The organism is Kitasatospora sp. MAA4, assembly GCF_029893355.1.
In the GTDB taxonomy this organism is placed as follows: domain Bacteria; phylum Actinomycetota; class Actinomycetes; order Streptomycetales; family Streptomycetaceae; genus Kitasatospora.
Window position 1 is genome coordinate 89,359 of sequence record NZ_JARZAI010000005.1, and the last position, 26,716, is coordinate 116,074.

The 26,716-nt window shown below is 72.7% G+C and carries 24 protein-coding genes; 12 read left to right on the plus strand and 12 right to left on the minus strand.

Going from position 1 to position 26,716, the window contains the following annotated elements; all coding sequences use genetic code 11:
* Nucleotides 1-3: 3 nt before the first annotated feature.
* Complete coding sequence (locus tag P3T37_RS08815) at nt 4-1,110, minus strand: phosphotransferase family protein (RefSeq protein WP_280722917.1); 1,107 nt, start codon at nt 1,108-1,110, stop codon at nt 4-6.
* Nucleotides 1,111-1,142: 32 nt separating this feature from the next.
* Nucleotides 1,143-1,940 (minus strand): AfsR/SARP family transcriptional regulator, encoded by a 798-nt coding sequence (locus tag P3T37_RS08820; RefSeq protein WP_280722918.1) that lies wholly within the window; start codon nt 1,938-1,940, stop codon nt 1,143-1,145.
* Between the two features lie 81 nt (nt 1,941-2,021).
* Between P3T37_RS08820 and P3T37_RS08825 the strand changes: the two genes are divergently transcribed.
* Together P3T37_RS08825 and P3T37_RS08830 are read left to right on the plus strand one after the other, a co-directional pair.
* Nucleotides 2,022-2,924 (plus strand): MBL fold metallo-hydrolase, encoded by a 903-nt coding sequence (locus P3T37_RS08825; protein ID WP_280722919.1) that lies wholly within the window; start codon nt 2,022-2,024, stop codon nt 2,922-2,924.
* Nucleotides 2,925-2,954: 30 nt separating this feature from the next.
* Nucleotides 2,955-3,677, plus strand: coding sequence for an SDR family NAD(P)-dependent oxidoreductase (locus tag P3T37_RS08830; RefSeq protein WP_280722920.1), 723 nt, complete (start codon nt 2,955-2,957; stop codon nt 3,675-3,677).
* Nucleotides 3,678-3,741: 64 nt separating this feature from the next.
* On the opposite strand, the gene P3T37_RS08835 is transcribed toward P3T37_RS08830, so the two are convergent.
* From P3T37_RS08835 to P3T37_RS08865, 7 genes are all read right to left on the minus strand, one after another.
* Entirely contained in the window at nt 3,742-4,041 is a 300-nt protein-coding gene (locus P3T37_RS08835) for an antibiotic biosynthesis monooxygenase (protein ID WP_280722921.1), read from the minus strand.
* 12 nt (nt 4,042-4,053) lie between these two features.
* Nucleotides 4,054-5,145, minus strand: coding sequence for an alkene reductase (locus tag P3T37_RS08840; protein ID WP_280723141.1), 1,092 nt, complete (start codon nt 5,143-5,145; stop codon nt 4,054-4,056).
* Nucleotides 5,146-5,150: 5 nt separating this feature from the next.
* Nucleotides 5,151-5,594 carry a nuclear transport factor 2 family protein gene (locus P3T37_RS08845; protein ID WP_280722922.1) on the minus strand — a complete coding sequence of 148 codons (444 nt, stop codon included), beginning with the start codon at nt 5,592-5,594 and terminating at the stop codon, nt 5,151-5,153.
* Between the two features lie 136 nt (nt 5,595-5,730).
* On the minus strand, nt 5,731-6,534 hold the full coding sequence (locus P3T37_RS08850; protein WP_280722923.1) for an AfsR/SARP family transcriptional regulator: 804 nt from the start codon (nt 6,532-6,534) through the stop codon (nt 5,731-5,733).
* Between the two features lie 79 nt (nt 6,535-6,613).
* The gene (locus tag P3T37_RS08855) at nt 6,614-9,823 is read right to left on the minus strand and encodes a BTAD domain-containing putative transcriptional regulator (protein ID WP_280723142.1); all 3,210 of its coding nucleotides are present in this window, start codon (nt 9,821-9,823) and stop codon (nt 6,614-6,616) included.
* A gap of 154 nt (nt 9,824-9,977) precedes the next feature.
* A complete protein-coding gene (locus tag P3T37_RS08860; RefSeq protein WP_280722924.1) occupies nt 9,978-11,000 on the minus strand; it encodes an LLM class flavin-dependent oxidoreductase in 1,023 nt (340 codons plus the stop codon).
* Between the two features lie 24 nt (nt 11,001-11,024).
* Nucleotides 11,025-11,486, minus strand: a complete 462-nt coding sequence (locus tag P3T37_RS08865; protein WP_280722925.1) for a MarR family transcriptional regulator — start codon at nt 11,484-11,486, stop codon at nt 11,025-11,027.
* Between the two features lie 255 nt (nt 11,487-11,741).
* Here P3T37_RS08865 and P3T37_RS08870 point away from each other — a divergent pair, with 255 nt between their 5' ends.
* From P3T37_RS08870 to fabG, 5 genes are all read left to right on the plus strand, one after another.
* Complete coding sequence (locus tag P3T37_RS08870) at nt 11,742-13,220, plus strand: DHA2 family efflux MFS transporter permease subunit (protein ID WP_280722926.1); 1,479 nt, start codon at nt 11,742-11,744, stop codon at nt 13,218-13,220.
* A 119-nt stretch (nt 13,221-13,339) separates the two neighbouring features.
* Nucleotides 13,340-14,260, plus strand: coding sequence for a zinc-binding dehydrogenase (locus P3T37_RS08875; protein WP_280722927.1), 921 nt, complete (start codon nt 13,340-13,342; stop codon nt 14,258-14,260).
* 25 nt (nt 14,261-14,285) lie between these two features.
* A complete protein-coding gene (locus P3T37_RS08880) occupies nt 14,286-15,263 on the plus strand; it encodes a zinc-binding dehydrogenase (protein WP_280722928.1) in 978 nt (325 codons plus the stop codon).
* Nucleotides 15,264-15,280: 17 nt separating this feature from the next.
* Entirely contained in the window at nt 15,281-16,900 is a 1,620-nt protein-coding gene (locus P3T37_RS08885) for an FAD-dependent monooxygenase (protein WP_280722929.1), read from the plus strand.
* A gap of 27 nt (nt 16,901-16,927) precedes the next feature.
* Nucleotides 16,928-17,740: a 3-oxoacyl-ACP reductase FabG gene (gene fabG / locus P3T37_RS08890; protein ID WP_280722930.1), complete on the plus strand. Its 813-nt coding sequence runs from the start codon at nt 16,928-16,930 to the stop codon at nt 17,738-17,740.
* 151 nt (nt 17,741-17,891) lie between these two features.
* On the opposite strand, the gene P3T37_RS08895 is transcribed toward fabG, so the two are convergent.
* On the minus strand, nt 17,892-19,040 hold the full coding sequence (locus P3T37_RS08895) for a transposase (protein WP_280722931.1): 1,149 nt from the start codon (nt 19,038-19,040) through the stop codon (nt 17,892-17,894).
* 143 nt (nt 19,041-19,183) lie between these two features.
* On the opposite strand from P3T37_RS08895, the gene P3T37_RS08900 reads away from it, so the two are divergent.
* Nucleotides 19,184-20,380: an amidohydrolase family protein gene (locus tag P3T37_RS08900; RefSeq protein WP_280722932.1), complete on the plus strand. Its 1,197-nt coding sequence runs from the start codon at nt 19,184-19,186 to the stop codon at nt 20,378-20,380.
* Between the two features lie 37 nt (nt 20,381-20,417).
* On the opposite strand, the gene P3T37_RS08905 is transcribed toward P3T37_RS08900, so the two are convergent.
* Nucleotides 20,418-21,449, minus strand: a complete 1,032-nt coding sequence (locus P3T37_RS08905; RefSeq protein WP_280722933.1) for a ketoacyl-ACP synthase III family protein — start codon at nt 21,447-21,449, stop codon at nt 20,418-20,420.
* A gap of 275 nt (nt 21,450-21,724) precedes the next feature.
* Here P3T37_RS08905 and P3T37_RS08910 point away from each other — a divergent pair, with 275 nt between their 5' ends.
* The 4 genes from P3T37_RS08910 to P3T37_RS08925 all read left to right on the plus strand — a co-directional run bounded on the left by P3T37_RS08910 (nt 21,725) and on the right by P3T37_RS08925 (nt 25,604).
* Complete coding sequence (locus P3T37_RS08910; RefSeq protein WP_280722934.1) at nt 21,725-22,726, plus strand: acyltransferase domain-containing protein; 1,002 nt, start codon at nt 21,725-21,727, stop codon at nt 22,724-22,726.
* A 90-nt stretch (nt 22,727-22,816) separates the two neighbouring features.
* Nucleotides 22,817-24,085 carry a beta-ketoacyl-[acyl-carrier-protein] synthase family protein gene (locus P3T37_RS08915; RefSeq protein WP_280722935.1) on the plus strand — a complete coding sequence of 423 codons (1,269 nt, stop codon included), beginning with the start codon at nt 22,817-22,819 and terminating at the stop codon, nt 24,083-24,085.
* Nucleotides 24,082-25,299, plus strand: a complete 1,218-nt coding sequence (locus P3T37_RS08920; protein WP_280722936.1) for a ketosynthase chain-length factor — start codon at nt 24,082-24,084, stop codon at nt 25,297-25,299. Before P3T37_RS08915 ends, P3T37_RS08920 begins: the two co-directional genes overlap by 4 nt.
* An 86-nt stretch (nt 25,300-25,385) precedes the next feature.
* Nucleotides 25,386-25,604, plus strand: coding sequence for an acyl carrier protein (locus tag P3T37_RS08925; RefSeq protein ID WP_280723143.1), 219 nt, complete (start codon nt 25,386-25,388; stop codon nt 25,602-25,604).
* A 64-nt stretch (nt 25,605-25,668) separates the two neighbouring features.
* Here P3T37_RS08925 and P3T37_RS08930 read toward each other — a convergent pair whose 3' ends face one another.
* Entirely contained in the window at nt 25,669-26,625 is a 957-nt protein-coding gene (locus tag P3T37_RS08930) for an aromatase/cyclase (protein WP_280722937.1), read from the minus strand.
* Between the last annotated feature and the right edge of the window lie 91 nt (nt 26,626-26,716).

The window sequence follows — 26,716 nt, forward strand, 5'->3', positions numbered from 1 at the left end:
GCACTAGAGACGGGATGGACGGGTGTTGGAGACCGCCGCCGCCGGGGCCCGCTCGGCGAGCACCCGGTCGAGCAGCGCGGTGGCGTTGCGGTGCAGCGGGACCTCGGTGCCGGGGGGCAGGACTCCGCTCTCCGTCAGCAGCCGGGTCACCCGTGCGGTCGCCACGCAGAACCGGAAGGCCGCGAAGACCTCGTAGTACTCCAACGAGCGCACCGGGCGGCCGGCCAGCTCCTCGTAGCGGGCCACCGTCTCGGCCCGGCCGGGCAGGCCGGGCAGTCTCTCGGCCCCGATCCCCTCGCTCAGATGGCGGTCCAGGTGCAGGAACCAGGCCAGGTCCGCCTCCGGTTGGCCGAGTGCGGCCATCTCCCAGTCCAGCACCGCGGCGGGTTCCGTGCCGGCGAACACGATGTTCCCCAACCTGGCGTCGCCCCAGAGCAGTCGGGGAGCGTGCGGCTCGGCAGGCCGGTGCTCCCGCAGCCAGCTCAGGGCGGCCTGCGCCACGGGGTTGCCGGCCGCACCGTAGAACCCCAGGTGCTCCTGGTACTCGCGCAGCTGCTGGCCGACCCCCACCGGCCCGTACTCGGGCCGGGAGAGGAAGTGCAGGCCCAGCTCGGCAGGGTCGAGCCGGTGCAGTCGGGCCAGCATCCGGACACCGCCCCACCACACCTCGGCGCGGGCGGGTTCCGGCAGGTCTGCCAGCCAGCCCTCCCGGTGGTACGAGGGGAGGTCGGCCGGAACCAGCCCCCGGACCCGGCGCATGACCACGAAGGGCGCGCCCAGCAGCTCACCGGACGGCTCGTGGAAGAGGATCTCCGGCACCGGGACGTCGGTGGCGGCCAGCAGGGCCTGCAGGCGCACCTGCTCCGCCCAGCGGTCCTCCGGGAAGACCCGGTGCCCGGTCGGCGCCACCCGGACGACCAGCGGCTCGGTCCGGGTGGTGCCGCTCTCGCTCCACTCGGCGTCGCAGAGCAGGATCTCGGCGGAGAACCCGGCCGAGCGGGGGACGGTGATCGGACCGAGCCGGATCTCGGCGGGCCGCGCGGCGGCGGTCAGCCAGCGGCCGAGCACCGCCCGGGTGAGTTCGGGGTCGCGCTGCGGGGGGACGGGCACGGGTGCTCCTCGGATCGGTGGTGCGCGGGCCGTCAGACGACGGCGAAGGGTCCGGGTACCTGCTCGGGCGCGCTCTCGCCGGCGCAGATGACCCGTTGCAACTCGCGGATGCGCCAAGAGGGTTCGACACCCAGCTCGTCCGCGAGCGAGGCGCGCAGCCGGGTCTGGACGGCCAGCGCCTCGGCCGGGCGGCCGCACCGGTAGAGCGCGAGCATGAACTGCCCGTGCAGCTGCTCGTTCGTCGGGTACTGCCGTACCAGCACCGCGAGTTCGGCCAGGATCCGACGGTGCCTGCCGAGCCGCAGCTCGGTGTCCAGGTACTGCTCCAGAGCCGCAAGCCGGAGCAACTCCAGGTGGGTGACCGCCGGTTCCAGCACCGGCCCGGTCCGTACGTCGGCGAGCACCGGGCGCGGCCACAGCGCGAGGGCGGCGGCCAGCAGGCGGCAGCCGCGCTCTTCGTCGCCCGCCAGCACCTGGCGGGCCTCGGCGACTTGGCGCTCGAAGCGGAAGAGGTCGCACTCCTCGCGGCCGACCCGCAGCACGTAGCCCTGTCCCTGGATCTCCAGACGGCGGTGGGCGAGCTCCTTGGAGCCCACCGACGGCAGCCGGGCCAGCAGCCTGCGCAGATGCATCACGTAGGTCTGCAAGGTGGTGGTGGCACTCTCGGGCGGTGTCTCGCCCCAGAGTTCGCTGATGCAGGTGCCCACCGAGACGGTCCGGTTGGCGTGCAGCAGGAGCAGGCCCAGCAGTTGGCGCTGCTTCGGGGCGGTCGGCAGGTGCCGCCCGTCCACGTCCGTGATCGCCAGGCCGCCGAAGACTTCGAAGTACATGGTCGTCCCTCCATCAGAACTTGAGCTGGACATCGGTTAATTGGCGCGGCAGTGATCCGATCGACCGGCAGAGGAGGCTTCATGGACGCGGTCACCGAGGAACTGGCCCCGGGCGTCTACGCCTACGTCCAGCCGCACGGCGGCTGGTGTGTCAACAACGCGGGGATCGTGGTCGGCAGGAACGCGGTCGTGGTGGTGGACACCGCGGCGACCGAGGCCCGGGCCCGCGCCCTGCTGGCAACCGTCGGCCGCCTCGCGCCGGGCCGGCGCCGACTGGTGGTCAGCACGCACCACCACGGCGACCACACCTTCGGCAACTCGCTCTTCGCCCCCCGGGCCCTGCTGATCTCCCACCGGCGCGGTCCGCAGGAGGTGGCCCGCCGCGGCCTGGCCCTCCAGCAGCTCTGGCCCGAGGTCGAGTGGGGCAGCCTGCGGCCGGTGCTGCCCACCGTGACCGTGCACGAGGGGATGACGCTGGATCTCGGCGGCACCACGGTGGAGTTGCTGCACCTGGGTCCCGCCCACACCTGCGACGACCTGGTGGCCTGGCTGCCCCGCGAGCGGGTGCTGTTCGCCGGGGACATCGTGTTCTCCGGTTGCACGCCGTTCGTGCTGATGGGCTCGTTGCAGGGCTCGCTGGACGTCATCCGGCGCCTGCGCGAGCTGGCGCCGCGGGTGGTCGTCAGCGGCCACGGCGCGGTCGGCGGCCCCGAGGTACTGGACGCCACCGAGGCGTACCTGCGCTGGGTGCGCCAGATCGCGCAGGCCGGTCTCCGGGACGGCCTGGAACCGCTGGAGGCCGCGCGGCGCGCGGATCTCGGCCGCTTCGCGCAGCTGCTCGACGCCGAGCGGCTGGTGGGCAATCTGCACCGCGCCTACCTGGAGAGCCGGGGCGAGCCGCTCGGGGCGCACATCGGCTCCACCGCGGTGATGCGCGAGATGGTCGCCTTCAACGGCGGTCGCCCGCTCTCCTGTGCCGCCTGACATCAAACCCACCGTTCGAGGGAGAAGGACATGAAACTGCAGGGCAGTTGTGCCGTGGTGACCGGCGGGACCCGCGGACTGGGCGCGGTCGTCGCCCGGGCTCTGGCGGCGGAGGGCGCCACCGTCCTCGCGGCGGCCCGGGAGGCTCCCGCGGAGTCGGACGGGCCGCCGGACGGCGTGCTGACGGTCAGCGCCGACGTGACCCGGCCGGAATCACTGGCCGCACTGATGCGGACGGCCCACGAGCGGTTCGGCGGACCGCACATCGTGGTGGCCAATGCCGGGGTGAGCAGGCCGGGACCGGTGGCGGCGCTCTCCGCCGAGCACTGGCACGAGGTGCTGGAGACCAACCTGACCGGTGTGCTGAACACCGTGCAGGCAGCGCTGCCGTACCTCGCGCAGGGCGGACGGATCATCACCCTCTCCTCCCTGCTCGGCCGGCGCCCGATGGCCGGGGCGGCCGCCTACTGCGCCTCGAAGGCGGCCGTGGAGATGCTCACCCGGGTGTGTGCGGTGGAGCTCGCGCCGCGCGGGATCACGGTGAACTGCCTGGCGCCCGGGTTCGTGGACTCCGGCATGGGCCGGCAGCTGATCGGCAACGAGGCGCTCTGGGCCGGCCTGCGCGACACCATCCCGGTCGGCCGCCCGGGCACCGAGGCGGAGGTCGCGCACGCGGCGCTCTTCCTCGCCTCCGAGGAGAGCGCGTACATCACCGGCCATGTGCTGAACATCGACGGAGGCTCGACGCTCTGAAAGCTCAGGGCCCGGCCCGCGTGCGCCGTCCGCCGGCGGCGCACGCGGGTCGGCCGCCGACGGCTCAGGAAGCCGGCGGCGCGCCCTGGAAGACCGGCTCGGTCAGGTGCGGTTCACCCTTGATCAGCCCGGTGAGGGCGTCCAGTCGGACCCGGAACTCCGGGTCCTTCAGGGCGGTGCGGAAGGTCTCCTCGTCCTCCCACTCGGCGATGTTGAAGTACACCGAGGGATCCTTGGGCGAGCGGGTCAGGGCGTACCTGATCAGTCCCACCTGGGTCTCCATGAACTCCGCGACCTTCTCGTAGCGCTTCTCGAACTCCTCGGCCGAGCCGATCAGGGTGAGCTTGTTGACGAAGATGACCACGGGTCTGCTCCTTCAGGGGGTGGGGACCGCGCGCCGCGGTACGTCCAGCGCGGGGTAGTCGGTGCATCCCCGGCTGCCGCCTTCGTAGAAGGTGGCGCGGTCGGGGGTGTTGAGCGGGGCGAGCCGGTCCAGCCGGTGCGGCAGGTCGGGGTTGGCCAGGAACTGCCGTCCGAAGGAGAGCAGGTCGAAGCCGTCCGCCAGGGCCCGCTCGGCGGCGTCGACGGTGGCCCGGGCGTCCAGCTCGCCGGTGCCGAGGTTGATGATCGCCTGCCCGGGCCAGTGCCCGCGCAGGGCGCGGACCAGCTCGGGGGTGCTCCCGGCGACGAAGTGGACGTGGGAGAGGCCGAGTCCGGCGAGTTCGCGCAGCAGCACGGGGTAGACCTCGGCCGCGTCCGGCTCCGCCATGTCGTTGAGGAGGAAGCCCGGGGACAGCCGCATCCCCATCCGGTCCGCGCCGACCTCCGCCGCGACCGCCTCGGCCACCTCCACGGGGAACCGGATCCGGTTCGCCACCGCGCCGCCGTAGCGGTCGGTCCGCCGGTTGACCACCGGGGAGAGGAACTGGTGCAGCAGGTAGCCGTTGGCGCCGTGCAGCTCGACCCCGTCGAAGCCGGCCTGCATGCCGCGCCGGGCGCAGGCGACGAAGTCGGCGACGGTGCGGGCGAGTTCCGAGGCGTCGGCGGCCTGCGGCACGGGGTAGTCGAGCGGCCCCTCGAAGGTCCGCGCGGCCCCCGCCGGACGGACGGCCGAGGGGGCGATCGGGGTTCGGCCGTGCAGCTGCGGGTGGCTGATCCGCCCGGCGTGCATGATCTGCAGGTAGATCCTCCCGCCGGCCCGGTGCACCGCCTCGGTGACCTCGGACCACCCGGCCTGCTGGGCGTCGGTGTGCAGCTGCACGCTGAACGCGTGGCCCACGCCGATCGGGCTGGGGTTGGTGGCTTCACCGATGATCAGACCGGCGCCGGCCCGCTGCGCGTAGTACTCGGCCATCACGGGCGTGGGCACGCCCTCGGCGGTGGACCGGCCGCGCCCCATCGGGGCCATCACGATCCGGTTGGCCAGCGTCGTGCGCCGCAGGGCGACGGTGTCGAAGAGGCTCCGCACGGCACTCACGTCCCGTCATGCGTGACATGGCGGCTGCGGACCAGCCACCGTCCGTCCCGCTGGACGAGTTCGTCCTCGGCCGTGGTGCTGAGGTAGACCGAGGCCGTGCCGCCGCGCGGGGTCTCGTAGACCATGGCGTAGTACTCGGTGCGCACGGCGCCGTCCGGCAGTGCGCCGGCGCTGACCATGCCGAACCAGTGCCGGCGGGTCAGGCCCCGCTCGGCCAGCACCGCCATGCCGCGCCGCATCGAGTCGGCGATCTCCTGCCGGCCGCGCTTCGGTTCGGGCTTCACGTTCTGGCCGAAGACGCCGTCCTCGGTGAACTGCTCGGCGAACTCGTCGGCACGTCCCTGGTCGAGCAGCCGCACCTGGGCGGCGTAGAAGGCGAGGATCTGCGCATAGTCCTCCGCCGCGATCGGCGGTGCGTCGGGAGGCGCGGGATAGGTCACGGTCTTCCTCTCGGAGAAAGGGTCTGGCGAGGCCCGCGGCAGCGCGGCGCAGGGCCGGTGCCGACGGCTCGGCCATGCTGGCGACGGCCGCTGGAAGGGAGGTGGAGCCGCCGTACGAGGTTCGGCGTGCGGGTGCTCAGCCCACGGCGGAGGCCTGCGGCAGCACGGGGTCCAGGGCCGGGTCGGCGGTCAGCATCGCCTGCTGGAGGCGGCGCAGCTGGAGCGAGGGCTCCAGGCCGAGCTCGGTCGAGAAGGCCCGCCGCAGCCTGGCGTAGACCTCCAGTGCGTTGGCCCGGCGGCCCGAGCGGTAGAGCGCGGTCATGAACTGGGCGTGGATGTTCTCGTGCAGCGGGTAACGCTGGGTGAGCATCTTCAGCTCGCTGATCAGACCGCGGTGCCGGCCCAGCCGCAGGTCGGCGTCGATCCGGTCCTCCAGGGTGCCCAGCCGCAGTTCCTCCAGGCCGCCCAGGCGCATCTGGAGGATCGGGCCGCAGGTGATGTCGCCCAGCGCCGGACCGGACCACAGGTCCAGCGCCCGGTGCAGCAGCCACCCGACCTGCTGGTCGTCCCCGGCGGCCTGCGCCTGGCCGGCCTGGCGGACCAGGCCCAGGAAGACGTCCAGGTCCAGTTCGCCCGGGGCCACCGCCAGCGAGTAGCCGCGGTCCCGGGTGACCAGGCGCGGCCCGCCGTCCGGCGCGGTGCCCAGCCCGCCGCGCTGGAGCTCCTTGCGGACCTGCATGACGTACGTCCGCACGGTGGACTGGGCGCTGTCCGGTGGTCGCTCCCCCCACAGCTCGTCGACGCACTCGTCGATGGTCACGACCTGCCCGGGGTGGAGCAGCAGCAGGGCGAGCAGCTGGCGCTGCTTGGGCGCCCGGGGTGCGGCGGCGCCATCGCTGAGGAAGAGCGTCGGCGGACCGATCATTCGGAAACGCAGCATCGTGGCCTCCAGCGGTGGGCGGAGCGAACCGGCTGAACCCACCTTGCGCCGTGCCGCTTGCGCCTGCCCTACCGGCGACTTACGCCCCTGTGGTCCCGCTTGCGTCGGGCAGGTCGGCCAGCCAGGGGAAGGCCCGGCACGGCCCGTCGGGGCCGGTGTCGCCGACCATCGCCGCGCTGATCGCCGCAGCGGCGCTCAGGTGCCGACTGCCTGCCGCGGGATCGCCGGCCCGGGTCTCCGCAACGCCGAGCACCGCCAGCGCCCGGGCCTGGTACAGCTTCAGCCCGGAGCCCGAGGAGGCCTCCAGGGCCCTGGCGGCATGGTCGCAGGCCTCGAGCGGGCGGCCGACCGCCAGGTCCAGCCGGGCCAGGCCGATCAGGGCCTCGGCAGCGGCCTGCGGGTGGCCGATCTCGTTGGCCGTCGCGCGCGCCGCCTGGAACTCCGTTCCGGCCAGCTCGAGATGACCCTGCGTCAGCCGCAGACTGCCGAGCAGGTTGCGCGCATTGGCCTCCAGCGCAAGGTAGTTCTGCTCTCGCGAGATCCGCAGCACGTCCTCGGCGTGCTGGAGGGCGAGTTGCGTCTCGCCGGTCCCGCGGTAGACCCGGGCCAGTCCGTACGAGGCGAGCGCGGCCGAGTGCACGGCCTGGAAGTCCTGGCTCATCCGCAGCGCCCGGCACAGGTATCCGGCCGCCTCGTGGTAGCGGCCGAGGTCGCAGCAGACGACGCCGAGCCGGACCAGCACCTCGGACAGCGAGCGCTGCACGTCCAGCTCCTCCAGGATCGCCACCGAGCGGCGCAGGTGGTCGTACGCCGGCGAGAGCTCGCCCTGCCCGTGCCGCGCCATGCCCAGGTACATCTGGCTGCGGGACTCGACGTGCAGCAGTCCGAGCGTGCGGGCGAGGTCGAGTCCGCGCTCCAGCAGGGCCACGGCCTGGTCGAACCGCTTGGTGGGCTGCTGGAGCTGGTTCATCGCCAGCGCGTTGACCGCCACCGCCTCGAAGTCGCTCACGCCGAGCCGCTCGAACTCCCGGCAGGCCGTGGTGAGGCAGGCCGTCGCCTCCTCCAGCCGGTTGAGGCCCTGGAGGGCCAGACCCATCCCGAGCCGCATCACGGCGGCCGCACAGGGCTGGTCGGTGGCTTCCGCGGCGGCCAGCCCGGCCTGGGTGACGGTGAGCCAGTCGGTGGAGTGCCGGCCGAGCATGAAGTAGCCGCGCAGCATGTCGGCGAGCCGGACGCTGACCAGTCCCAGGCCCTCGTCGGAGGCGCGGACGGTGACGGCCACCAGGTTGGCGTGCTCGGTGCGCAGCCAGGCCTGCGCGACGTGTTCGTCCTCGTCCGGACGGACGTCGGGCTCACCGCCCTCGGGCGACGGCATCCGGATGAAGCCCGGGTAGCACGCGCGCACCGCGGCCTCGGTGCGGCGCAGGTACCAGTCGCACAGGCGCCGCAGGGCCTGCTGGCGCTCGGCGTGCTCGTCCTCGGCCCGGCCGCGCTCGGCGGCGAACAGGGCGATCAGGCGGTGGAACCGGTAGCGCTCCGGCGCCTCGATCTCGATCAGGTGGGCGTCGGCGAGCCGGTAGAGCAGTTGGGCGGCCACGCTGGCGTCGACGCCGAGCAGCCGGGCGGCGGTGTCGGCGGTCAGGGTGACGTCCGGCGCCGTGCCCAGCATCCGGAAGAACCGCTGCGAGAGCGCGGGCAGAGCCCGGTACGCCAGGCTGAACGCCGCCCGCAGCGCGGTCCGCGGCGTGTCGCCGACGGCGAGCACGGCGAGCGGGTCCCCGTCCCGCAGCTCCGCCACGAAGGACTCGATACTGCGCCAGGGGCGGCTGGCCAGCTGCCCCCCGGCGATCCGCAGTGCGAGCGGTAACCGCCCGCAGATCTCGACGAGTTCGGCGACGTCCGAGGCGGCCGCCGCGGTGCGCTCGACCCCGACCATGGCGGTGAGCAGCCGGGCGGAGTCCGTCGCGGAGAGCAGGTCCACGGTGAAGGTGCGGGCGCCGTAGAGGGTGACCAGCTCGGGCAGGTTGTCCTGGCTCACCGCCAGCACCGCGCAGGCCGGTGTGCCGGGCAGCAGGTCGTTGATCTGCTCCGCGTCGTGGACGTCGTCGAGCACCAGGAGTACCCGGCGACCGGCCAGTCTGCTGCGGAAGGTCTTGGCGAGGTGGTCGCGGCCCACCGACGGGCTGCCCACCTCGGCGCCGGAGGCGCGCAGCAGTTCCGAGAGGATCTCCTCCCCCGTCCGGCGCACCCCGCAGGTGTCGCTGAGGCGGACGTACCACTGGCCGTCGGGGAAGTGCGGTGCCAGCCGGTGCCCGGCCCGCAGCGCGAGTGCGGTCTTGCCCCCGCCGGGCGGGCCGACCAGGCTGATCACCGGGACGGCGGTGCGTAGGGCGTCCGGGCTCAGCTCGGCCAGGACGGCCTCCAGCAGCTCGGCCCGGCCCACGAAGTCCGGTATGTCGGTGGGGAGCTGGCACTGCACCTGCCAGAACCGGCTGGCCTCGCCGAGCGGCGGCACGGTGGCCGGTTTCGGCGTCCGGACCGGGGCATCGGCCGGCAGGTCCAGCTCGGCGGCGTTGGACAGCATCCGGCTGTGCAGCAGCTGGATGTCGTCGCCGGGGCGGATGCCGAGTTCCCGGTCGAGCAGCCGGGCGTACGCGCGGTAGGCGTCGAGCGCCGCCGCCGGTCGGCCGCTGCGGTAGAGAGCGAGCATCAGTTGGCCGCGGAACCGCTCCCGCAGGAGGTGTTCCGCGGCCAGCGCCCTGATCTCGGCGATGACGTCGGCGTGCTGCCCGAGGGCGAGTTCGAGGTCGAAGCGGCGCTCGAGCTGCGCCAGCCGGTCCTCCTGGAGCTGCGGGACCACCTCCCGTTGCAGCGAGGCCGAGCCGACCAGGCTCAGCGCCTCGCCCCTCCACTGGCCCAACGCCTCTTTGATCAGGGCGAGTTCGCCGGTCAGGTGGTCCGAGCGACGGGCCTCGCGGGCCCGGTCGACCAGCTTGCGGTAGCGGAACAGGTCGAGCGAGTCGCGCGGGACACTGATCCGATAGCCGCCCGGCTGGGTCGAGATGAGCGGCCGGTCGCCGTTCGAGAGAGCGCCGTCGGCCTTGAGGAGCCCGCGCAGCCTGGCCATGTGCACCTGGAGCGCGGCCCTGCTCTCGCGCGGCGGGTCCGCGTCCCACAGGCGCCGGACGAGTTCCTCCGTGGGGACCACCCGGTTCGCCCGCAGCAGCAGCGAGGCCAGCAGGACCTGCTGCTTGGGCGCGTTCACCTGAAGCGTCCGGCCGCCGTACACAACCTCCAACGGACCGAGAATCCTGAAGTCCACACCTTGCGCAGCGTCCCCGTTCACAGCCAGCTCCGCCCTCGGATCGCTTCCTGCACAATCAAGTTGGGGCGATACCTACCCAGGACCGGACAGCGGCATTCGAGAAATTGTCCGAGTCCAGTCAATCTATGGCATGATTCCGCCCGGCCAGCTCGAATGCCTCGGCGAGTAGTTCGTATGAACGCATCCGCGCCTTCGGCGAGTGGATCGTGGACAGCACGATGAACTCCTCCACCTCCAACGCGCGGGACATCGACTCCAGCTCGTCCCGCACCTGCCCCGGGTCGCCCACCACGCAGCGCGGCCACTCGCTGCGCTCGGAGGCGAGCGGCTCCACCTCGCCGCGCAGCAGCTCCAGCGCGGTCTCCGGCGCGGGCAGCGGCAGCAGGACATTGCGGCTCATCCGGAGCCGGAAGAGCCGCTGGCTGGCGAAGACCGCCTCCGCCTCCTCCTGGGTCTGCGCGCAGTAGACGCCGATTCCGACCGAGAACCGCGGACGGGCCCCACTGCCGTGGTCGAAATTCTCCCGGTAGGCCTCGGCCGCCGCCCTGGTCAGCTGCGGCCGGCCGAAGTGCGCGAACACGTACGGCAGTCCGAGTCGGCCCGCCATCACCGCACTGCCCGTACTGGCGCCCAGCAGCCAGATCTCGGGACCGCCCGGGACCGCGGGCATCACCTCGATCCGGGCGTACGGATGGCCCTCGGGGAACCCGTCTCCCAGGAAGCCCATCAGTTCGGCCAAGCCGGCCGGGAAGTCACCCCCGCCGTCCTGGGCCTGCCCCGGACTGAGGGCGTGCGCCTCCAGACTCCCCGCGCCGGTACCGCGCCCTATCCCCAGGTCGATCCGGCCGGGCGAGAGCGCGTGCAAAACCCGGAAGACCTCGGCGACCTTCAGCGGGCTGTAGTGCGACAGGAGCACGCCGCCGGAGCCCACCCGGATCCCCGAGGTCTCGGCGGCTATTCGGGCCACCATGATCTCCGGAGCCGGGCCCGCGAAGGACGAGGTCGCGTGGTGCTCGGCCACCCAGTAGCGGTGGTAGCCCAACCGGTCGGCCAGCTTGGCCAGGTCGAGGCTGTTGCGCAGCGCGTCGGACGGGCTGGAGCCCTCGGGCACCACGGACTGGTCCAGGACGGATAACTTCACGAACGCCTCTCAGCTGTCGACATGTCAGGACTCCTTGGTGGCAGGTGCGTTGTACCGAAGCCGGGCGATCAGTGCGGCGGTGCGGTCGTCGAAGGCCGCCGCGTCGAAGACGGCGCCCAGCTCTCTTCGGCAGACGGCCTCGGCCTGTTCGCTGCGCTCGCGCCCCAGCGGCGTGAGTTCGCAGTAGACGCCGCGCCGGTCGTAGTCGCAGCTGACGCGGCTGGTCAGGGCCTTCTTCTCCAGCCGGGTCACCATGCGGCTCATCGAGGACTGGTCGAGGCCGACCGCGTCGGCCAGGTCCTGGATGCGCATGCCCCGCTGGTGCCCGCCTCGCAGCTCGACCAGCACCAGCAGCTCCGGCAGGGAGATCTGGTAGTCGCGGACCAGCTGCTTCTCCAGCACCTGGACCACCCGGCTGGTCAGGACCGACACCTGGCGGAACAGATCGAACTCGTCCGGGCGTCCCGTACGGCGGTTCTCCGACACGCTACCTCTCCCCATCCAACCGGCGTCTGCGAGCTCCACTGTAACCGACTCGCATGCATAGTCCATGTACTTGCACATGGTTCAAGTAGACAGGGATGGGCATCTCCCACGAACAGGCAGTTCGTTCCGGGAAGTTGGCTGGATCTCGGCAAAGCAACTACATGCTTCTGCATTGATACTATGGTGGACGTCACCCGGAGTCCGACGGCCTCCGATGGTTCCACCCGTCCCCTCTCGCTCTGGCGGTGTGTGCTCATGACCAGCGATACCTCGCTCCCCTCCTCCCCCTCCACCTCCGCACCACCGGACAGCAGCGGCGACCTCGATCCCGCCTTCATGCGGATGGCCGGCGTGCTCCTGCTCGCCCTGCTGATGGCGCTCCTCGACGAGACGATCGTCAACGTCGGTCTCAAGACGCTCACCGCCGAGTTCAACTCGCCGCTGTCCACGATCCAGTGGGTCACCGGCGGCTACCTGCTGGCGGTGGCCGTCGCGGCGCCCTTCGCCGGCTGGGCCGTCGACCGCTTCGGCGGCCGGACGATGTGGCTGGTCGCGGTCTCGGTGTTCGTCCTCGGCTCGCTGCTCTCCGGTCTGTCCTGGTCACCCGGCTCGCTGATCGTCTTCCGGGTCCTCCAGGGCCTGGGCGGCGGCATGATCGTCCCCGTGGTGCAGAGCGTGCTCGCCGCCGCGGCGGGCCCCTCCCGGGTCGCCAAGGCGATGGGGCTGATCTCCATTCCGCTGACCCTGGGCCCGATCCTGGGCCCGATCGTCGGCGGCGCGCTGATCGACTCGATCAGCTGGCGGTGGATGTTCCTGATCAATCTGCCGATCGGCCTGATCGCGCTGCTCCTGGCGGTGCGCACGCTGCCCGCCGAACGCCCGAGCCGGACCTCGGAGCCGCTCGACCTGCTCGGGCTGGCCCTGCTCTCCCCCGGATTCGCCGCCCTGGTCTTCGGCCTCACCACCGCCGGCCACGACGGCGACTTCGGCGCGCCGAAGGTGATCGTGGCGTTCGTGCTGGGTGCCGCCCTCCTGGTCGGCTACGTGGTGCACGCCCTGCGGACCCGCGAGGTCCCGCTGATCGACCTGCGGATGTTCTCCAAGCGCGGGTTCACCATGGCCGTCATCACGATGTTCTTCGTCGGCGCGGTCGCCAACACCCTGCTCTTCCTCACCCCGCTCTACTACCAGGAGTCCCGCGGCTTCAGCGCCCTGCACGCCGGCCTGCTGCTGATCCCGTCCGGCTTCCTGGGCGCGGCCGGCGCGATCACCTCGGGCAAGACCGCCGCGAAGGTCACCGCACGGTTCACCTCCACCGTCGGCATGCTCATCACCATCCTGGGCACGCTCGCGCTCTCGCAGGTCGGCCCGGCCAGCAACCAGGCCTGGCTGTGCGTGGTCTTCGGCGTCACCGGCTTCGGCATCGGTCTGACCGCGCCCGGAACCATGGCGTACATGTACCAGGTGGTCGGCCCGGCGAACGGCGCCCGGGCGACCAGCGCGCTGTTCATCTTCAACCAGATCGGTGGCTCGCTCGGCATCGCGCTGATCGCCGTCACCCTGCAGAACCGGCTCACGGGCACCGTCGGCTCCCCCGCCGGCGCCTTCGGCACCACCTACTGGGTGATCATCGGGTTCGGCGCCGTGGCGGCCCTGGCCGCACTGCTGCTGCCGGTCGCCTTCCGCGCCGCGGCCCCGACCGGGGGCGCGCTCCAGGAGAGCGCTCCGAGCTGACCCCGGCGGCGGCGTGGCGCACGGGGCGGGCACCACGCCGCCATACGCCCTGGATCAGGAATCAAGCGAGTCTTCGTAAACCTGAGCTACCCCCGCTGACCTGTTGACGAGGAGTCCGTATGAAAGCGCTGGTCACCTCCGGCCGAGGCCCCCTGGACCTGCGACTGGAAAGCGTCGCCGACCCGGTTCCGCGCAGCGACGAGGTTCTCGTCGAAGTACGGGCCACCTCGGTCAACCGCGCCGACCTGCTGCTGGCCGCCCGTCAGCCGGTCGGCTCCCAGCTCGGCCTCGACGTGGTGGGCACCGTGGTCCGGGCCGCCGCCGACGGCAGCGGCCCGCCGCTGACCAGCAGGGTCACCGGGCTCGCGTCCACCGGTGCCTGGGCCGAACTCGCCACCGTCCGGACCGACCGGCTGGCCACCGTGCCGGACGGCGTGTCGGACACCGACGCCGCCGCGCTCCCGGTGGCCGGACTGACCGCGCTCTACGCCCTGCAACGCGCGGGCTGGCTGCTCGGGCGACGCGTCCTGGTCACCGCGGCCGGCGGCGGGGTCGGCCGGTTCGCGGTGCAGCTCGCCGCCGCCGGCGGCGCCGCGGTCCTCGCCTGGGTCGGCTCCCCGGAACGCGGCCAGGGGCTGGCCGACTTCGGCGCACAGGTGCTCAGCGGCTACGACCGTCCGCCGGCCGAGCCGGTGGACATCCTGCTGGACAGCGTCGGCGGCGAGGTGTTCAGCCAGGGCTACCGGCAGCTCACCCGCGGCGCGACGGCCGTGGTGTTCGGCAACACCGAACGGGCCGAGCTGCGCCTGCCGGCCGACTGGGGCCACGCCAGGCCCGGAGTCCGACTGGAGTACCTCTTCCTGCTCGACGAGATCTGTCGGCGGCCGGCCGGCGCGGACCTGGCCCTGCTGGCCCGGCTGGTCCAGGACGGCCGGCTGGACCCCCAGGTGGGCGTGCTGGCCGGCTGGACCGACGCCGCCGGAGCGATCCAGGCGCTGCTCGACCGCAGGGTCAACGGCAAGGTCGTGCTCTCCGTCTGACCGCCCCTCCTCGGAAGGACTGCTCATGCGCGTCATCAGCTACCCCCGGCACGGTGCCCCGGACGTCCTCCAGCTTCAGGAGGTGCCCACGCCCCGGCCCGGCCCCGGCCGCCTGCTGCTGCGGACGGAGGCCGTCGGCGTCAACTTCATCGAGACCCAACTGCGCTCCGGCACCGCGCCGTTCCCCTCCCCGCTGCCGGGTCGGCCGCACGGCGACGTGGTCGGCCGGGTCGAGGCCGTCGGCCCGGACACCATCGGCTTCGCGGTCGGCGACCGGCTCGCCGCCTGGGCCGTCGACGCTGCCTACGCGGACTACGTGGTGGTCGACGCCGCGCGCGTGGTGGCCGTCCCCGAGAGCATCGACGCGCCCACCGCCACCGCGCTGGCCTCCACCGCCCAGGTCGCGCACAACGTCCTGCGCGTCGGCCGGCTGGCGCCCGGCGAGACGGTGCTGGTGCACGCCGCCGCCGGAGCCATCGGCCATCTGGTCACCCAGCTGGCTGTGCTGTACGGCGCGGGGCGGGTGATCGGCACCGTCGGCTCCGCCGCGAAGGCCGACTTCGTCCTGGCCCACGGCGCGGACGAGGTCGTCGACTACGGCCGACCCGACTGGGCCGATCAGGTCCGGGCCGCCACCGACGGAGCCGGCGTCGACCTGGTGCTCGACAGCGTCGAGGGCAGGGTCTTCCAGCCCAGCCTGGATCTGCTGCGGCCCTTCGGCCGACTCGTCTACTACGGCTTCGCCGACGCCGGCGGCGAACTCGCCAAGGTCTCGATGAAGGACCTGTTCGGCCTCAAGTACGTGGTCGGGTCCTCCTTCGACGCCTGGCTCGCCGCCGCGCCGGACCAGGCCGCCGCCGCCAGGCGCGAGCTGGTCGGGTACGTGGCCGACGGGCGGCTGAAGGTCGCCGTCCACGCCGTGCTGCCGCTGACCGAGGCCGCGCAGGCCCACCGGATCATCGAGGAGCGCACCCAGCTCGGCCGCGTGGTCCTCGTCCCATGACGGCGCAGGGAGCGACCATGACCGTCGAACAGACAGCCGTCCTGATCGTCGGCGCCGGCCCGGCCGGGCTGAGCACCGCCGTCTTCCTGGGCCTGCACGGCGTCACGCCCCTGGTGCTGGAGCGGCGACCCGGAACGTCCACCGCGGTGAAGGCCACCGGCCAGTACCCGCACACCATGGAGGCGATGCGCGCGGCCGGCGTCGCCGACCGACTCCACGCGCTCAGCCGTCCGTTCGCCTCGGACTTCCACATGGTCATCGCGCGGACGCTGGCCGGGCCGGTGCTGCGCACCCTGGTGAGCGGCCGCGAGCTCAGCATGCGCCAGGTGTCGCCCGAGGAGTGGTGCACGGCCAGTCAGTCCTCGGCCGAGGCGGTGCTGGCGGCGCGCGCCGGCGAACTCGGGGCCGAGCTGCGCTTCTCCACCCGGCTGGTCTCGCTGGACCAGGACGCCGACGGCGTCACCGCGGTGACCGAGCACACCGTCACCGGTGAACGCCGCACCGTCCGGGCGCAGTACCTGGTGGCCGGCGACGGCTGGCGCAGCGAGGTGCGGCAGGCGCTGGGGATCGGGGTGCGGGGCCGCGGCGTGGTCGGGCGGGTGCTGCGGGTGCTGTTCGAGGCGGACCTCGGCGAGGCCCTCGCGCACACCCCCGGAGCCGCCGACGGGAGCCGGTTCGCGGCGTTCCACGTCGGGCGCGCCGTCCTGTTCAACACCGAGGTCCCCGGCCTCTTCGGCTACTTCCGCAACCTCACCGACGACCTCCCGGCCGGCTGGGAGCAGAGCGAGGAACAGGTCGCCCGCCAACTGGCAGCCGACCTCGGTCTGGCCGGCACGGCCCTGAAGATCACCGAGATCGGCGAGACCGAGATCGCCTGCGCGGTGGCCGAACGGTTCCGCGAGGGGCGGGTCCTGCTGGTCGGCGACGCCGCCCACGTGATGCCGCCGACCGGCGGCCTGGGCGGCAACACCGCCTACCTGGACGGCTTCTACCTGGGCTGGAAGCTGGCAGCCGTGATCCGGGGAGCGGCCGGCCCCGGCCTGCTGGACAGCCACGACGCCGAGCGCCGCCCGTACGCCGAACTCCTGGTGGACCAGCAGTTCGCCAACCTGGTGGAGCGGATCGCGCCGGAACTCGCCGACGACGACGTCCCGGCGCTGCTGGCGCCGTCGACCGTGGCCTTCGGCTACCGCTATCCGGTCGGCGCGCTGATCGCCGAGCCGGACGACGACGGCGCGCTGATCGAGGACCCGTCCCACCCCACCGGCCGGCCCGGTTCGCGTGCCGCCTACCTGCCGCTGCTGACCGCGCAGGGCACCGAGACCTCCACCACCGCGCTCTTCGGCCACGACTTCGTCCTGCTCACCGGCCCGGACGGCGCCGCCTGGCAGCAGGCCGCCACGACCGCCGCGGCCCGGCTGGGCCTGCGGCTGGCCGTGCACGGCATCGACGGCGCCGACCGCGGGAGCGGCCAACTGCGGGACGGTACCGGCCGGTTCGCGGCCGCCTACGGCATCGGCCGGCAGGGCGCCGTGCTGGTCCGCCCCGACCGCTTCGTCGCCTGGCGTTCGCCGGGCGCCGTCCCCGATCCGGCCGACCGGCTGCACGAGGTCCTGCGCACGCTGCTGCACCGCTGAACATCCGCCCTTCGGAAAGGACCCACCATGACGTCTCGACCGAGCGCACCCCGCCCGCCGCTCCCCCCGCAGCGAGCCGCGCTGGTCACCGGCGGCACCAGCGGGATCGGCCTCGCGGTGGCCGAACTGCTCGCCGAGCAGGGCCACGCGGTCTTCCTCTGCGGGCGCGACGGCGACAAGGTGGCCGCCGTCGCCGACGAACTGCGCGGCCGGGGGCTGGAGGTGGACGGAACCGCGGCCGACGTGACCGACCGCGAGGGCACCCGCAAGCTCGTCACCGCGGCCACCGAACGGTACGGACCGCTGCACGTCCTGGTGAACAACGCCGGCCGCAACGGCGGCGGGGTGACCGCCGAACTGCCCGACGAACTCTGGGACGACGTGATCGAGACCAACCTCACCAGCGTCTTCCGGGTGACCCGCGAGGTGCTCACGACCGGCGGGATGGTCGAGCGCGGCAGCGGACGCGTCATCAACATCGCCTCCACCGGCGGCAAGCAGGGCGTCATGCTGGCCGCCCCCTACTCGGCCTCGAAACACGGCGTGATCGGCTTCACCAAGGCCCTCGGCCTGGAACTGGCCACCTCCGGCATCACCGTCAACGCGGTCTGCCCCGGCTATGTGGAGACGCCGATGGCGGAGCGGGTCCGCCAGGGCTACGCCCAGCACTGGGACACCACCGAGGACGACGTGCTGCGGCGCTTCCAGGCGAAGATCCCGCTCGGCCGCTACTCGACCCCGCAGGAGGTGGCCGGCCTGGTCGGCTACCTGGCGGGCGACGTGGCCGCCGCCATCACCGCCCAGGCGCTCAACGTCTGCGGCGGCCTCGGCTCCTACTGACACACAACCCACCGCCCTGCCCCACCCCGCAGAACGGAACGAGTGTCAACTTCTCGGTCCGGAAGACCGAGCTTGTCACCCGGTCCTGGAGCCGTGATTGCAAGTCGTACCCGTGGCTGGCTGCCGCGAGTCGCCTGCGTCCTGCACCGCGCTAAGCGGTGCTGGGGCAGTTGACCTTGCCCCGCTGCCACACAGCATCAGCCCGATGGGCGATGTTGCGGGAGCTATTGAGGTCCGCGTTCATGACCACTCCGCAGGAGCGGCAGGCGAACCACGCTTGGGACACCCTGTTCGACCGGTGGGTGTGCCGGCACTCCGAGCACTGGCGGGAAGTGTTGCGCGGGTCCACACGGACCACGGGCACACCCACCCGCTTCGCCTTGTACTCGACGAAGGAGCCGAGTTGGGCGAATGCCCAGGAGTGCAGTCCGTACCGCTGTTCCTTCTTGGCCGTGACCCTCTGCCGGATGCCCTTCAAGTCTTCGAGGGCGATACCGCGCGAGGTGCGTTCAGCGATGACGACGATGCGCTTGGAGATGACGTGGTTGGTGTCGGTAGCAAAACGGGATTCACGACGGCGCAGCGCCTTCAACCGGCGCTTGGCGGATTTCGTGCGTTTGGCCTGGAGTTTGGCGACGGTGGTGCGCATCCGCTTGCGGTACCGGTTGAGTCGGCGTCCGGAGAGCTTGTCGCCGTCGTTGGTGGTGGCGATGTTGACGATGCCGAGATCCACGCCGAGCCAGCCCGAATGCTCGTGGAGCCCGGGTTCCGGGAGGTCGATCGTGGCGATCAGGAAGAACGTTCCGTCGCGCTCGACGAGGTCGCTTTCGCCCTTGCGCGAGGCAAGGAGCTTCAGTGCCTGCGGGGAGCAGGCGAATCGGATGCCCTTCAGTCGTCCGGCGACCGTCCAAATGCTGATAGTGCGCTGGTCCAGGTTCCAGCTGAGACACCTGTCATCGAACGGCTGTGCGGCGTCCTCGCGAAACACGATCGGCTTGGACTGTGCCTTCCTGCGGGCCCTCCCGGTCAGGTGCCCGTTGCGGATGTTTCCCCGAAGTGTGTTGTAGGCGTCGACGACCTTCTTGACCACCCGCACGGCGGGTTGCGCGGACAGGTCGAACGCGCCCTTGAGGTCGAGGTAGACAGCCTTCTGCAAGTCGTTGCGTCCGTAGGTGCCCGTCTCGAACGCCACCTTGGCCGTGTACGACGCGGCCCGGTTGCAGGCACGCAGTGTCGCCGCCAATGCGTCCGCGTCATGCGCAGACGCGGTCAGCAACTTCACCTGCACCACGATCTTCACACGAACGACCGTAATAGAGATCTGACGGGAGATCAAATCCTTATGTCGAGCCTTACCGAGCGGCGTTCCGGCGCTCCGCGCCGAGAGCCACGGGCCCGATTCCTCCCCGGCGTGAACGCCGGGGCTTCCTCGGGAGAAGCACGGTGAAGTACTACACCGCCGATCGCCTGCTCACCGGAGACCTGGGCGTCGTCGTCCCGCACGCAGGCGTACTCGTGGACGGCGCCGTCATCCGCTGGGCCGGCCCGGCATCCCAGCTCCCCGGCGGGCTGCGGGAACGGGCCGAGCCGGTACCCCTGGGCAACCGCACCCTGATGCCCGGGCTGATCGACTGCCACGTCCACCTGGCCCTCGACGGCGCAACGGCGCCGATGGACCGGATGCGGGCCATGCCGGACCACGAGCTGCTGGCGCTGATGCTGGACAACGCCGCCGACCTGCTCGGCGCCGGGGTGACCACCGCCCGCGATCTGGGCGCCCGCGGCTACCTGGACGTCACGGTCCGCGACGCGATCGGCTCAGGTCAGGCGGCCGGCCCCAGGATGGTGGTGGTGGGGCGGCCGCTGACGGTCAGCGGCGGGCACTGCTGGTTCATGGGCGGGGAGTGCGACACCGCGGACGACCTGCGGCAGCTGATCCGCACCCAGCACGACCGGGGCGTCGACGCCGTGAAGATCATGCTGACCGGGGGCGCGCTGACCCCCGGTTCGGCGCCGTGGACCGTGCAGTTCACGGATCACCAGCTGGCCGCGGCGGTGGACGAGGCCCACCGCCTCGGCCAGCGGGTCGCCGCCCACGCCCACGGGGTGGAGGGCATCCGGCAGGCCGTGCGGGCGGGCGTGGACACCATCGAGCACTGCAGCTTCGTCACGCCCGCGGGCGCGATCGCGCTGGACGGCGAACTGGCCGACGAGTTGGCGGAGCGGCGCATCCTGGTCTGCCCGACCATCAGCGCCCGGCTGGCGGACCGGCTCGACCGGCTGACCGCCGACCGCCGACCCGCGCTGCGGGCGCTGTACGAGCGGGGGGTGGAGATCATCGCCGGAACCGACGCGGGCACCGACCACGCCCCGCACCGCTCGTTCGTCGGCGGCCTGGAGGTGATGGCCCGACTGGGCCTGCCGGCCGCCGAGATCCTCCATTCGGCCACCGCCCGCGCGGCCCGGGCGCTGGACCTGGACCGGGTGACCGGCCGGATCGCGGCCGGCCTGGAGGCCGACCTGATCGCGGTGGACGGAGATCCCCTCCAGGACGTCTCGGCCCTGCGCCGGCTCGACCTGATCCTCAGCCGGGGCCGGCCCGTCCACTCCCGGCTCCCCGCCGCGGCCCGGGCGAAGTGACCGCGGTGCCCGGGCTCCACGAGCCCGGGCACCGCGGTCAGTCGGCCCAGTCCGGCGTGTGCCGCACCTCCAGCACGGCGCAGCTCCAGCTGTATCCGGCGCCCACCCCGACGAGCAGGCAGCGCTGTCCGGGCAGCAGCCGGCCGGACTGCGCCAGGTGGGCCAGCCCCGCGAACTGGTCGCCGGCACCCAGGTGGCCGACCGTGCGGCCCCAGGTCCAGGTGGTGTCCTCCGGGGCGACCTCCCAGCGGCGCAGGAAGCCGGAGGTGAGCCGCCGGAGCCCGAAGTGCGGCAGCACGAACCAGTCGATCCCGGCGAGTTCGGTGTCCGCCTCGGCCAGCGCCTGCTTGAGCACCTCCGTCTGCGCCGCGCTCACCCGGGCGACGCTGTAGGACGTCCCCACCTGCTCGATGAACCGGCGCTTGAGCACCTCCAGATCCATCGGCCGGCGCTGCTCGAAAGGCGCGGCGCCGAACGGATCCGCACCGCGGTGCATGGCTTCCAGGTCGGAGTCGCCCACCGTCACCAGGCTGCGCAGCCGCGCGAACCCGGGCCTGCGCGACAGCACCAGCGCGGTGCCGCCGTCCCCGTAGACCGTGCCGGGATCGCTGCGCCACCGGTCGAAACCCGGTGCACAGAACCGATCGCCGGTGGTCAGCAGCGCACCGACCCGCGCGCTGCCGGGGACCAGGTAACCGGCCGCCAGCTCCAGGGCCGCCATGCCGCCGTTGGACAACTGCCGGACCTCCACGGCGGGGCAGCGGTTGCCCAGCGCGCGCCGCTGGACGTAGGAGGCCGGCGCCCACAGGTCGTGCCCCTGGTAGTAGACGGTGGCGTGCAGCAGCAGGTCTATCTCGCCGGGGTCGGCGTCGGCCCGCCGCAGTGCGGTCCCGGCCGCCGACGCGGCCATCTCCGGCCCCGACTCCCCGTCGGAGACCGCGACCGACAGCAGGTCGCTGGAGCGCACGGACTGCGGATCGCACTCCCCGCGCTCCAGCGCCTGCGCGACGGTGACGCGGGGCGGCAGATGAGCCGCCGCCCCCGTGATGTACAGGTCGTCGAACCTCATGGCTCCTTGCCCTCTCGGGTCGGTGGTGGAAGCGGATCGGCGGTGGCAGCGAGCAGCCGCCGGACGCGCTGCGGTGTGCGCGTCCGGCGGCTGCGTGCGGTCCGCCGTGACCTCCGGGTGGATCTCACCCTTCCGGCCGCTGCGGTCATCGTCGGAACCGGCACTGGAAGGGAAATCCAGAGCCGATGGAAGAACGGCCCCGAATCCCGCGTGGACGTGCCCTTGAGTCGGCGGTGCGACAGTTCGGCAACCAACTGCCTGATCAGGAGCCTTCGATGGACAATCGCGCAGATATCCGACCGGCCCGCGATGTGGCGCTGCTCTTCCCCGGACAGGGCGCCCAGCAGCGGCACATGGCCCGAGGCCTCTACCGCCGCCGGGCCGACTTCCGCGACCGGATGGACGAGGTGTTCGACGCCTGGGGTCCCGGGGCCGCGGAACTGCGCGACGACTGGCTCGCCGAGCACCCGGGCGTCGACCTGGACGCGCTGGAGCACGCCCAGCCCCTGCTGTTCGCCGTCGACTGGGCCCTGGGCCGAACCGTCCTGGACTGGGGCGTGCGGCCGGTCGCGCTGCTGGGGCACAGCGTCGGCGAGGTCGCCGCCGCCGCACTGGCCGGGGTCTTCACCCTCCAGGAGGCCGCCGGCCTGATGGCCGACCGGGTGGCCCAGCTGGCCGACACCCCGGCCGGCGGCATGCTGGCGGTGCACGCCTCCGCCGAGCAACTCAGCGGCTACCTCGGCGCGGACGTGGTGGTGGGCGCCGTCAACGGGCCGCGCCAGGTGCTGCTGGCAGGGCCGCAGGAACCGCTGGACGCCGCCGAACGGCGGCTGCGCGCGGACGGGTTCACCTGCCGCCGGGCCCGCGCCGGCAAGCCGTTCCACAGTCCGGCCCTGGCGGCCGCCGCGGAGCTGGCGCTGCCCGGCCTGGTCGGCCTCCCGCTCCGGCCGCCGCAGCTCCCGCTCCACTCCGCCTATCGCCCCGGCCCGATGAGCGCCAGAACGGCCACCGATCCGTGCTTCTGGGCCCGCCAACCGGCAGCACCGGTGCTCTTCGGCCCCGCCCTGGACGGGCTGCTGGCCGCCCGGGACGTCCTGCTGCTGGAGGCCGGCCCCGGGCAGGGGCTCACCGGCCTGGCCCGCCGCCACCCGGCCGTGACCTCCGGCCGGTCGGCCGTGCTCCCGCTGTCGCCGGTCCGCTCGGGGGACGACGCGAGCGACCTCGAAACCCTCCGGGCCGCGGCGGAACTCCTTGCCGATGCAGGGCACTTGACGTAGATGGCGGCTCCATCGGAGTTCCAGATCGCGATGACAGCGTCAGCAGCGGGGCCGGACTGCCGGACCCTGTGGACTGCGAGTGAGGATGTCATGGAACGTCGCGTCGTCATCACGGGAATCGGCGCGGTTGCGCCGGGCGGAACCGGGGTGAAGAAGTACTGGGACCTGATCTCGACCGGCCGCACGGCCACCCGGACCATCTCCCTCTTCGACCCCTCGCCCTACCGGTCGCAAGTCGCGGCGGAGTGCGACTTCGACCCCGTCGAAGCCGGGCTCAGCCCGCAGGAGATCCGCCGGATGGACCGGGCGACCCGGTTCGCCGTCACCGCGGCCCGCGAGGCGCTCGCCGACAGCGGCCTGGACCTCGCCGCCGAGGACGCCCGGGAGATCGGGGTGGCGCTGGGCTGCGCGGTGGGGTGCACCACGTCGATGGAGGCCGAGTACACCGTCCTCAGTGACGGGGGCCGGCACTGGCTGGTCGACCCGGGATACGTCGTGCCGCATCTGTACGACCAGTTCGTCCCCAGCTCCATCGCGGTCGAACTGGCCCGGCTGGTCGGCGCGCAGGGCCCGGTGGCGCTGGTCTCGGACGGCTGCACGTCGGGCCTGGACGCGGTCGGCCACGCCTGCGACCTGATCCGCGAGGGCAGCGCCGACATCGTGGTCAGCGGGGGCACGGACGCGCCGATCTCCCCGATCACGCTGGCCTGCTTCGACGCCATCAAGGCCACCACGCCCCGCAACGACGACCCGGCGCGGGCCTCCCGCCCGTTCGACGCCACCCGCAACGGGCTGGTCCTCGGTGAGGGCGCCGCGGTGCTGGTGCTGGAGGAGTTGGAGCACGCCAGGCGGCGCGGCGCCCAGATCTACGCCGAGGTCGCGGGCTTCGGCACCCGGTGCAACGCCTACCACATGACGGGGCTGCGCTCCGACGGCACCGAGATGGCCGAGGCCGTCCGACTAGCCCTGACCGAGGCCCGGTTGGACCCCGCGGCCATCGACTACGTGAACGCCCACGGGTCCAGCACCAAGCAGAACGACCGGCACGAGACCGCTGCCTTCAAGACGGCACTCGGCGACCACGCCTACCGGGTGCCGGTGAGTTCGGTGAAGTCGATGATCGGCCACTCGCTGGGAGCCATCGGCGCGTTGGAGCTGGTGGCCTGCGTCCTGGCGATGCGCTACAGCCTGATCCCGCCGACGGCCAACCTGCACGAGCCCGATCCGCTGTGCGACCTGGACTACGTGCCGATCACGGCCCGGGAGGCACGCGTGGACAGCGTGCTCAGCGTCGGCAGCGGCTTCGGCGGCTTCCAGAGCGCCGTCGTACTGGCCCGGCCCGAGCGGAGCGGCGTGTGAGCGCGGCACCGGTGGTCACCGGCATCGGGGTCGCGGCGCCCAACGGCCTTGGCACCGAGGAGTACTGGCAGGCCACCCTGGAGGGGCGCGGCGGGATCGCGCCGATCAGCCGGTTCGACCCGTCCGGCTACCCCGTCCGACTGGCGGGCGAGGTCCCCGGGTTCGACGCCGCCGCGTACATCCCGAGCAGACTGCTGCCGCAGACCGACCACATGACCAGGCTGGCGCTCTACGCGGCCGACGCCGCCATGCGCGACAGCGGGGCCGACACCGCGCAGCTGCCCGAGTACGGCGCGGGGGTGTCCAGCGCCTCCTCGATGGGCGGATTCGAGTTCGGCCAGCGCGAGTTGCAGAACCTGTGGAGCAAGGGCGGCCGGTTCGTCAGTGCCTACCAGTCCTTCGCCTGGTTCTACGCCGTCAACACCGGACAGATCTCCATCCGGCACGGTCTGCGCGGGCCCGGCAGCGCCCTGGTGACCGACCAGGCCGGCGGTCTCGACGCGGTCGGCAACGCCCGCCGGCAGATCCGCAAGGGCACCGCGCTGATGCTGGCCGGCGGCGTCGACGGCGCGCTGTGCCCACTGGGCCTGGCCGGGCAGCTCAGCTCCGGCCGGTTGAGCACCGAGGAGCGGCCGGACCACGCCTACCTCCCCTTCGCCACCGAGGCCCGCGGTCACGTCCCCGGCGAGGGCGGGGCCTACCTCGTCCTGGAGGACCGCGACTCGGCGCGCCGGCGCGGCGCCCGGGTCTACGGCGAGATCGCCGGTTACGCCGCCACCTTCGACCCGGCGCAGGAGACACCCGGGGCCGACGGCCTCGCCCACGCGATCCGCCGCGCCCTGCGGGAGGCCGGCACCGACCCGCAGCAGGTGGACGCGGTCTTCGCCGACGCCGCGGGCGTTCCGGAGCTGGACCGAACCGAAGCCCAGGCGGTGACCGCCGTCTTCGGAGCGCGAGCCGTCCCGGTCACCGCCCCCAAGAGCCTGACCGGCCGGCTCTACGCCGGCGGCGCGGCACTCGACCTGGCCGCCGCGCTGCTGAGCATCCGCGACGGCGTGCTCCCGCACACCGCCAACGTGGCGGCGCCCGCACCCGGCCTCGGCATCGACCTGGTGGTGGGCTCGCCCAGGACCGTCACGGTCGACTGCGCCCTGGTCCTGGCCCGCGGCCACGGCGGCTTCAACGCGGCGGCCGTCGTCCGCCGCGCGCACTGACCGGCTCCGGCAACCCTCGGAAGGGGACCTCACTCGTGAACACCAACCACACGACGCAGTTCACCATCGACGACCTCCGGCGCATCATGCGCGAGTCCGCGGGGCAGGACGAGGCGGTGGATCTGGAGGGCGACATCCTGGACACGCACTTCCAGGAACTCGGCTACGACTCCCTGGCGCTGCTGGAGACCACCAGCCGGATCGCCCGCGAGTACGGCATCGCGATCGCCGACGAGGACCTCGACGGCGCGGAGTCGCCGGGGGCTCTGCTCCAGTTGGTCAACCAGGCGCTGACGCGGGTCTGACCTGCCGACGGCAACACGACGGGGTCCCGGGCCGCCCTGGCCCGGGACCCCGTCGGCACCGACCTCAGCCCGTGCTGCGGGCCGCCTCGGTCAGCTTCTTGGCCAGCAGCAGGGTCGCGGTGCTGTTGGCCCCCAGCGAACGGCGCACCAGGTCACGGGCGGTGTCCAGGGTGGCCTGCGGCCCGAGCAGGTCCCGCACCCGCTCCGGCCGCAGGACCACGGTGTGCCGGGAGGTGGCCCGGACCCCGTGCGCGGTCGGCACCAGCGTCCACCGACCGGTGTGCGCAGCCATCAACTCCGGTACCTTGACCTGCTTGTAGACGATCCGGTCGGGCGGGAAGCAGACCCGGACGGACTCGGTCGTGTGAACCGTCCCGTCGGTCGCCCGGGTGTCCATCCGCACGGTCTGCACGTTCGGCTGCTCCTCGGTGAGGTCCAGCCGGGAGACGTGCGGCAGCCGCTGCGGCCAGAGGTCGGCCCGGTGGAGGAAGTCGTAGACCTCCTGGGCCGGCGCCTCGATGTCGACCGAGTCCTCGAAGGACAGCAGCGTGCCGGGGCGCTCCGCGCGCAGCTCGGCCGCCTCCTTCAGCGCGCCGAGTTCGGCCCTGCTGTTGCCGTCGACGGCCCGGTTCACCCAGTCCGCCGCCTCGGGCGCGTCGTCCAGCACGGTGAAGTCGTGCAGCAGCACCACCCTGGTGCGACCGTCCCCGAGCGCCTCGACCAGCCACTCCCCGCGCATCGAGGCGACCGGCGGGGAGGAGACCTCCTGCTGGAAGGCGACCCGCAGGGCCGTGCCGTCCAGCACCCGGCGCGAGGTCCAGCTGCGCACCTCACCGTTGGCGAACGCCCAGAGCCTGAGCCGCTCCTGCTCCGCGTCCCCGCCCACCCGCTCGACGTGCACGTTCGGCGGGAAGGTGTACGACCAGCCGCCGACGTCGGCGATCAGCCCGTAGAGCGTCCGCGGGTCGGCCTCGACCACGATGCTGTGCTCCGTGCGGTGTACCACCGGTTCCGCTGCCATGTCAGTGGGTCCTCTCCTAGACCGAACAAGCCAGGAGCACCATGGACGCGGCGGATCCAGCCGAAATGGAGCCGGGCTCTAGCTAACAGCT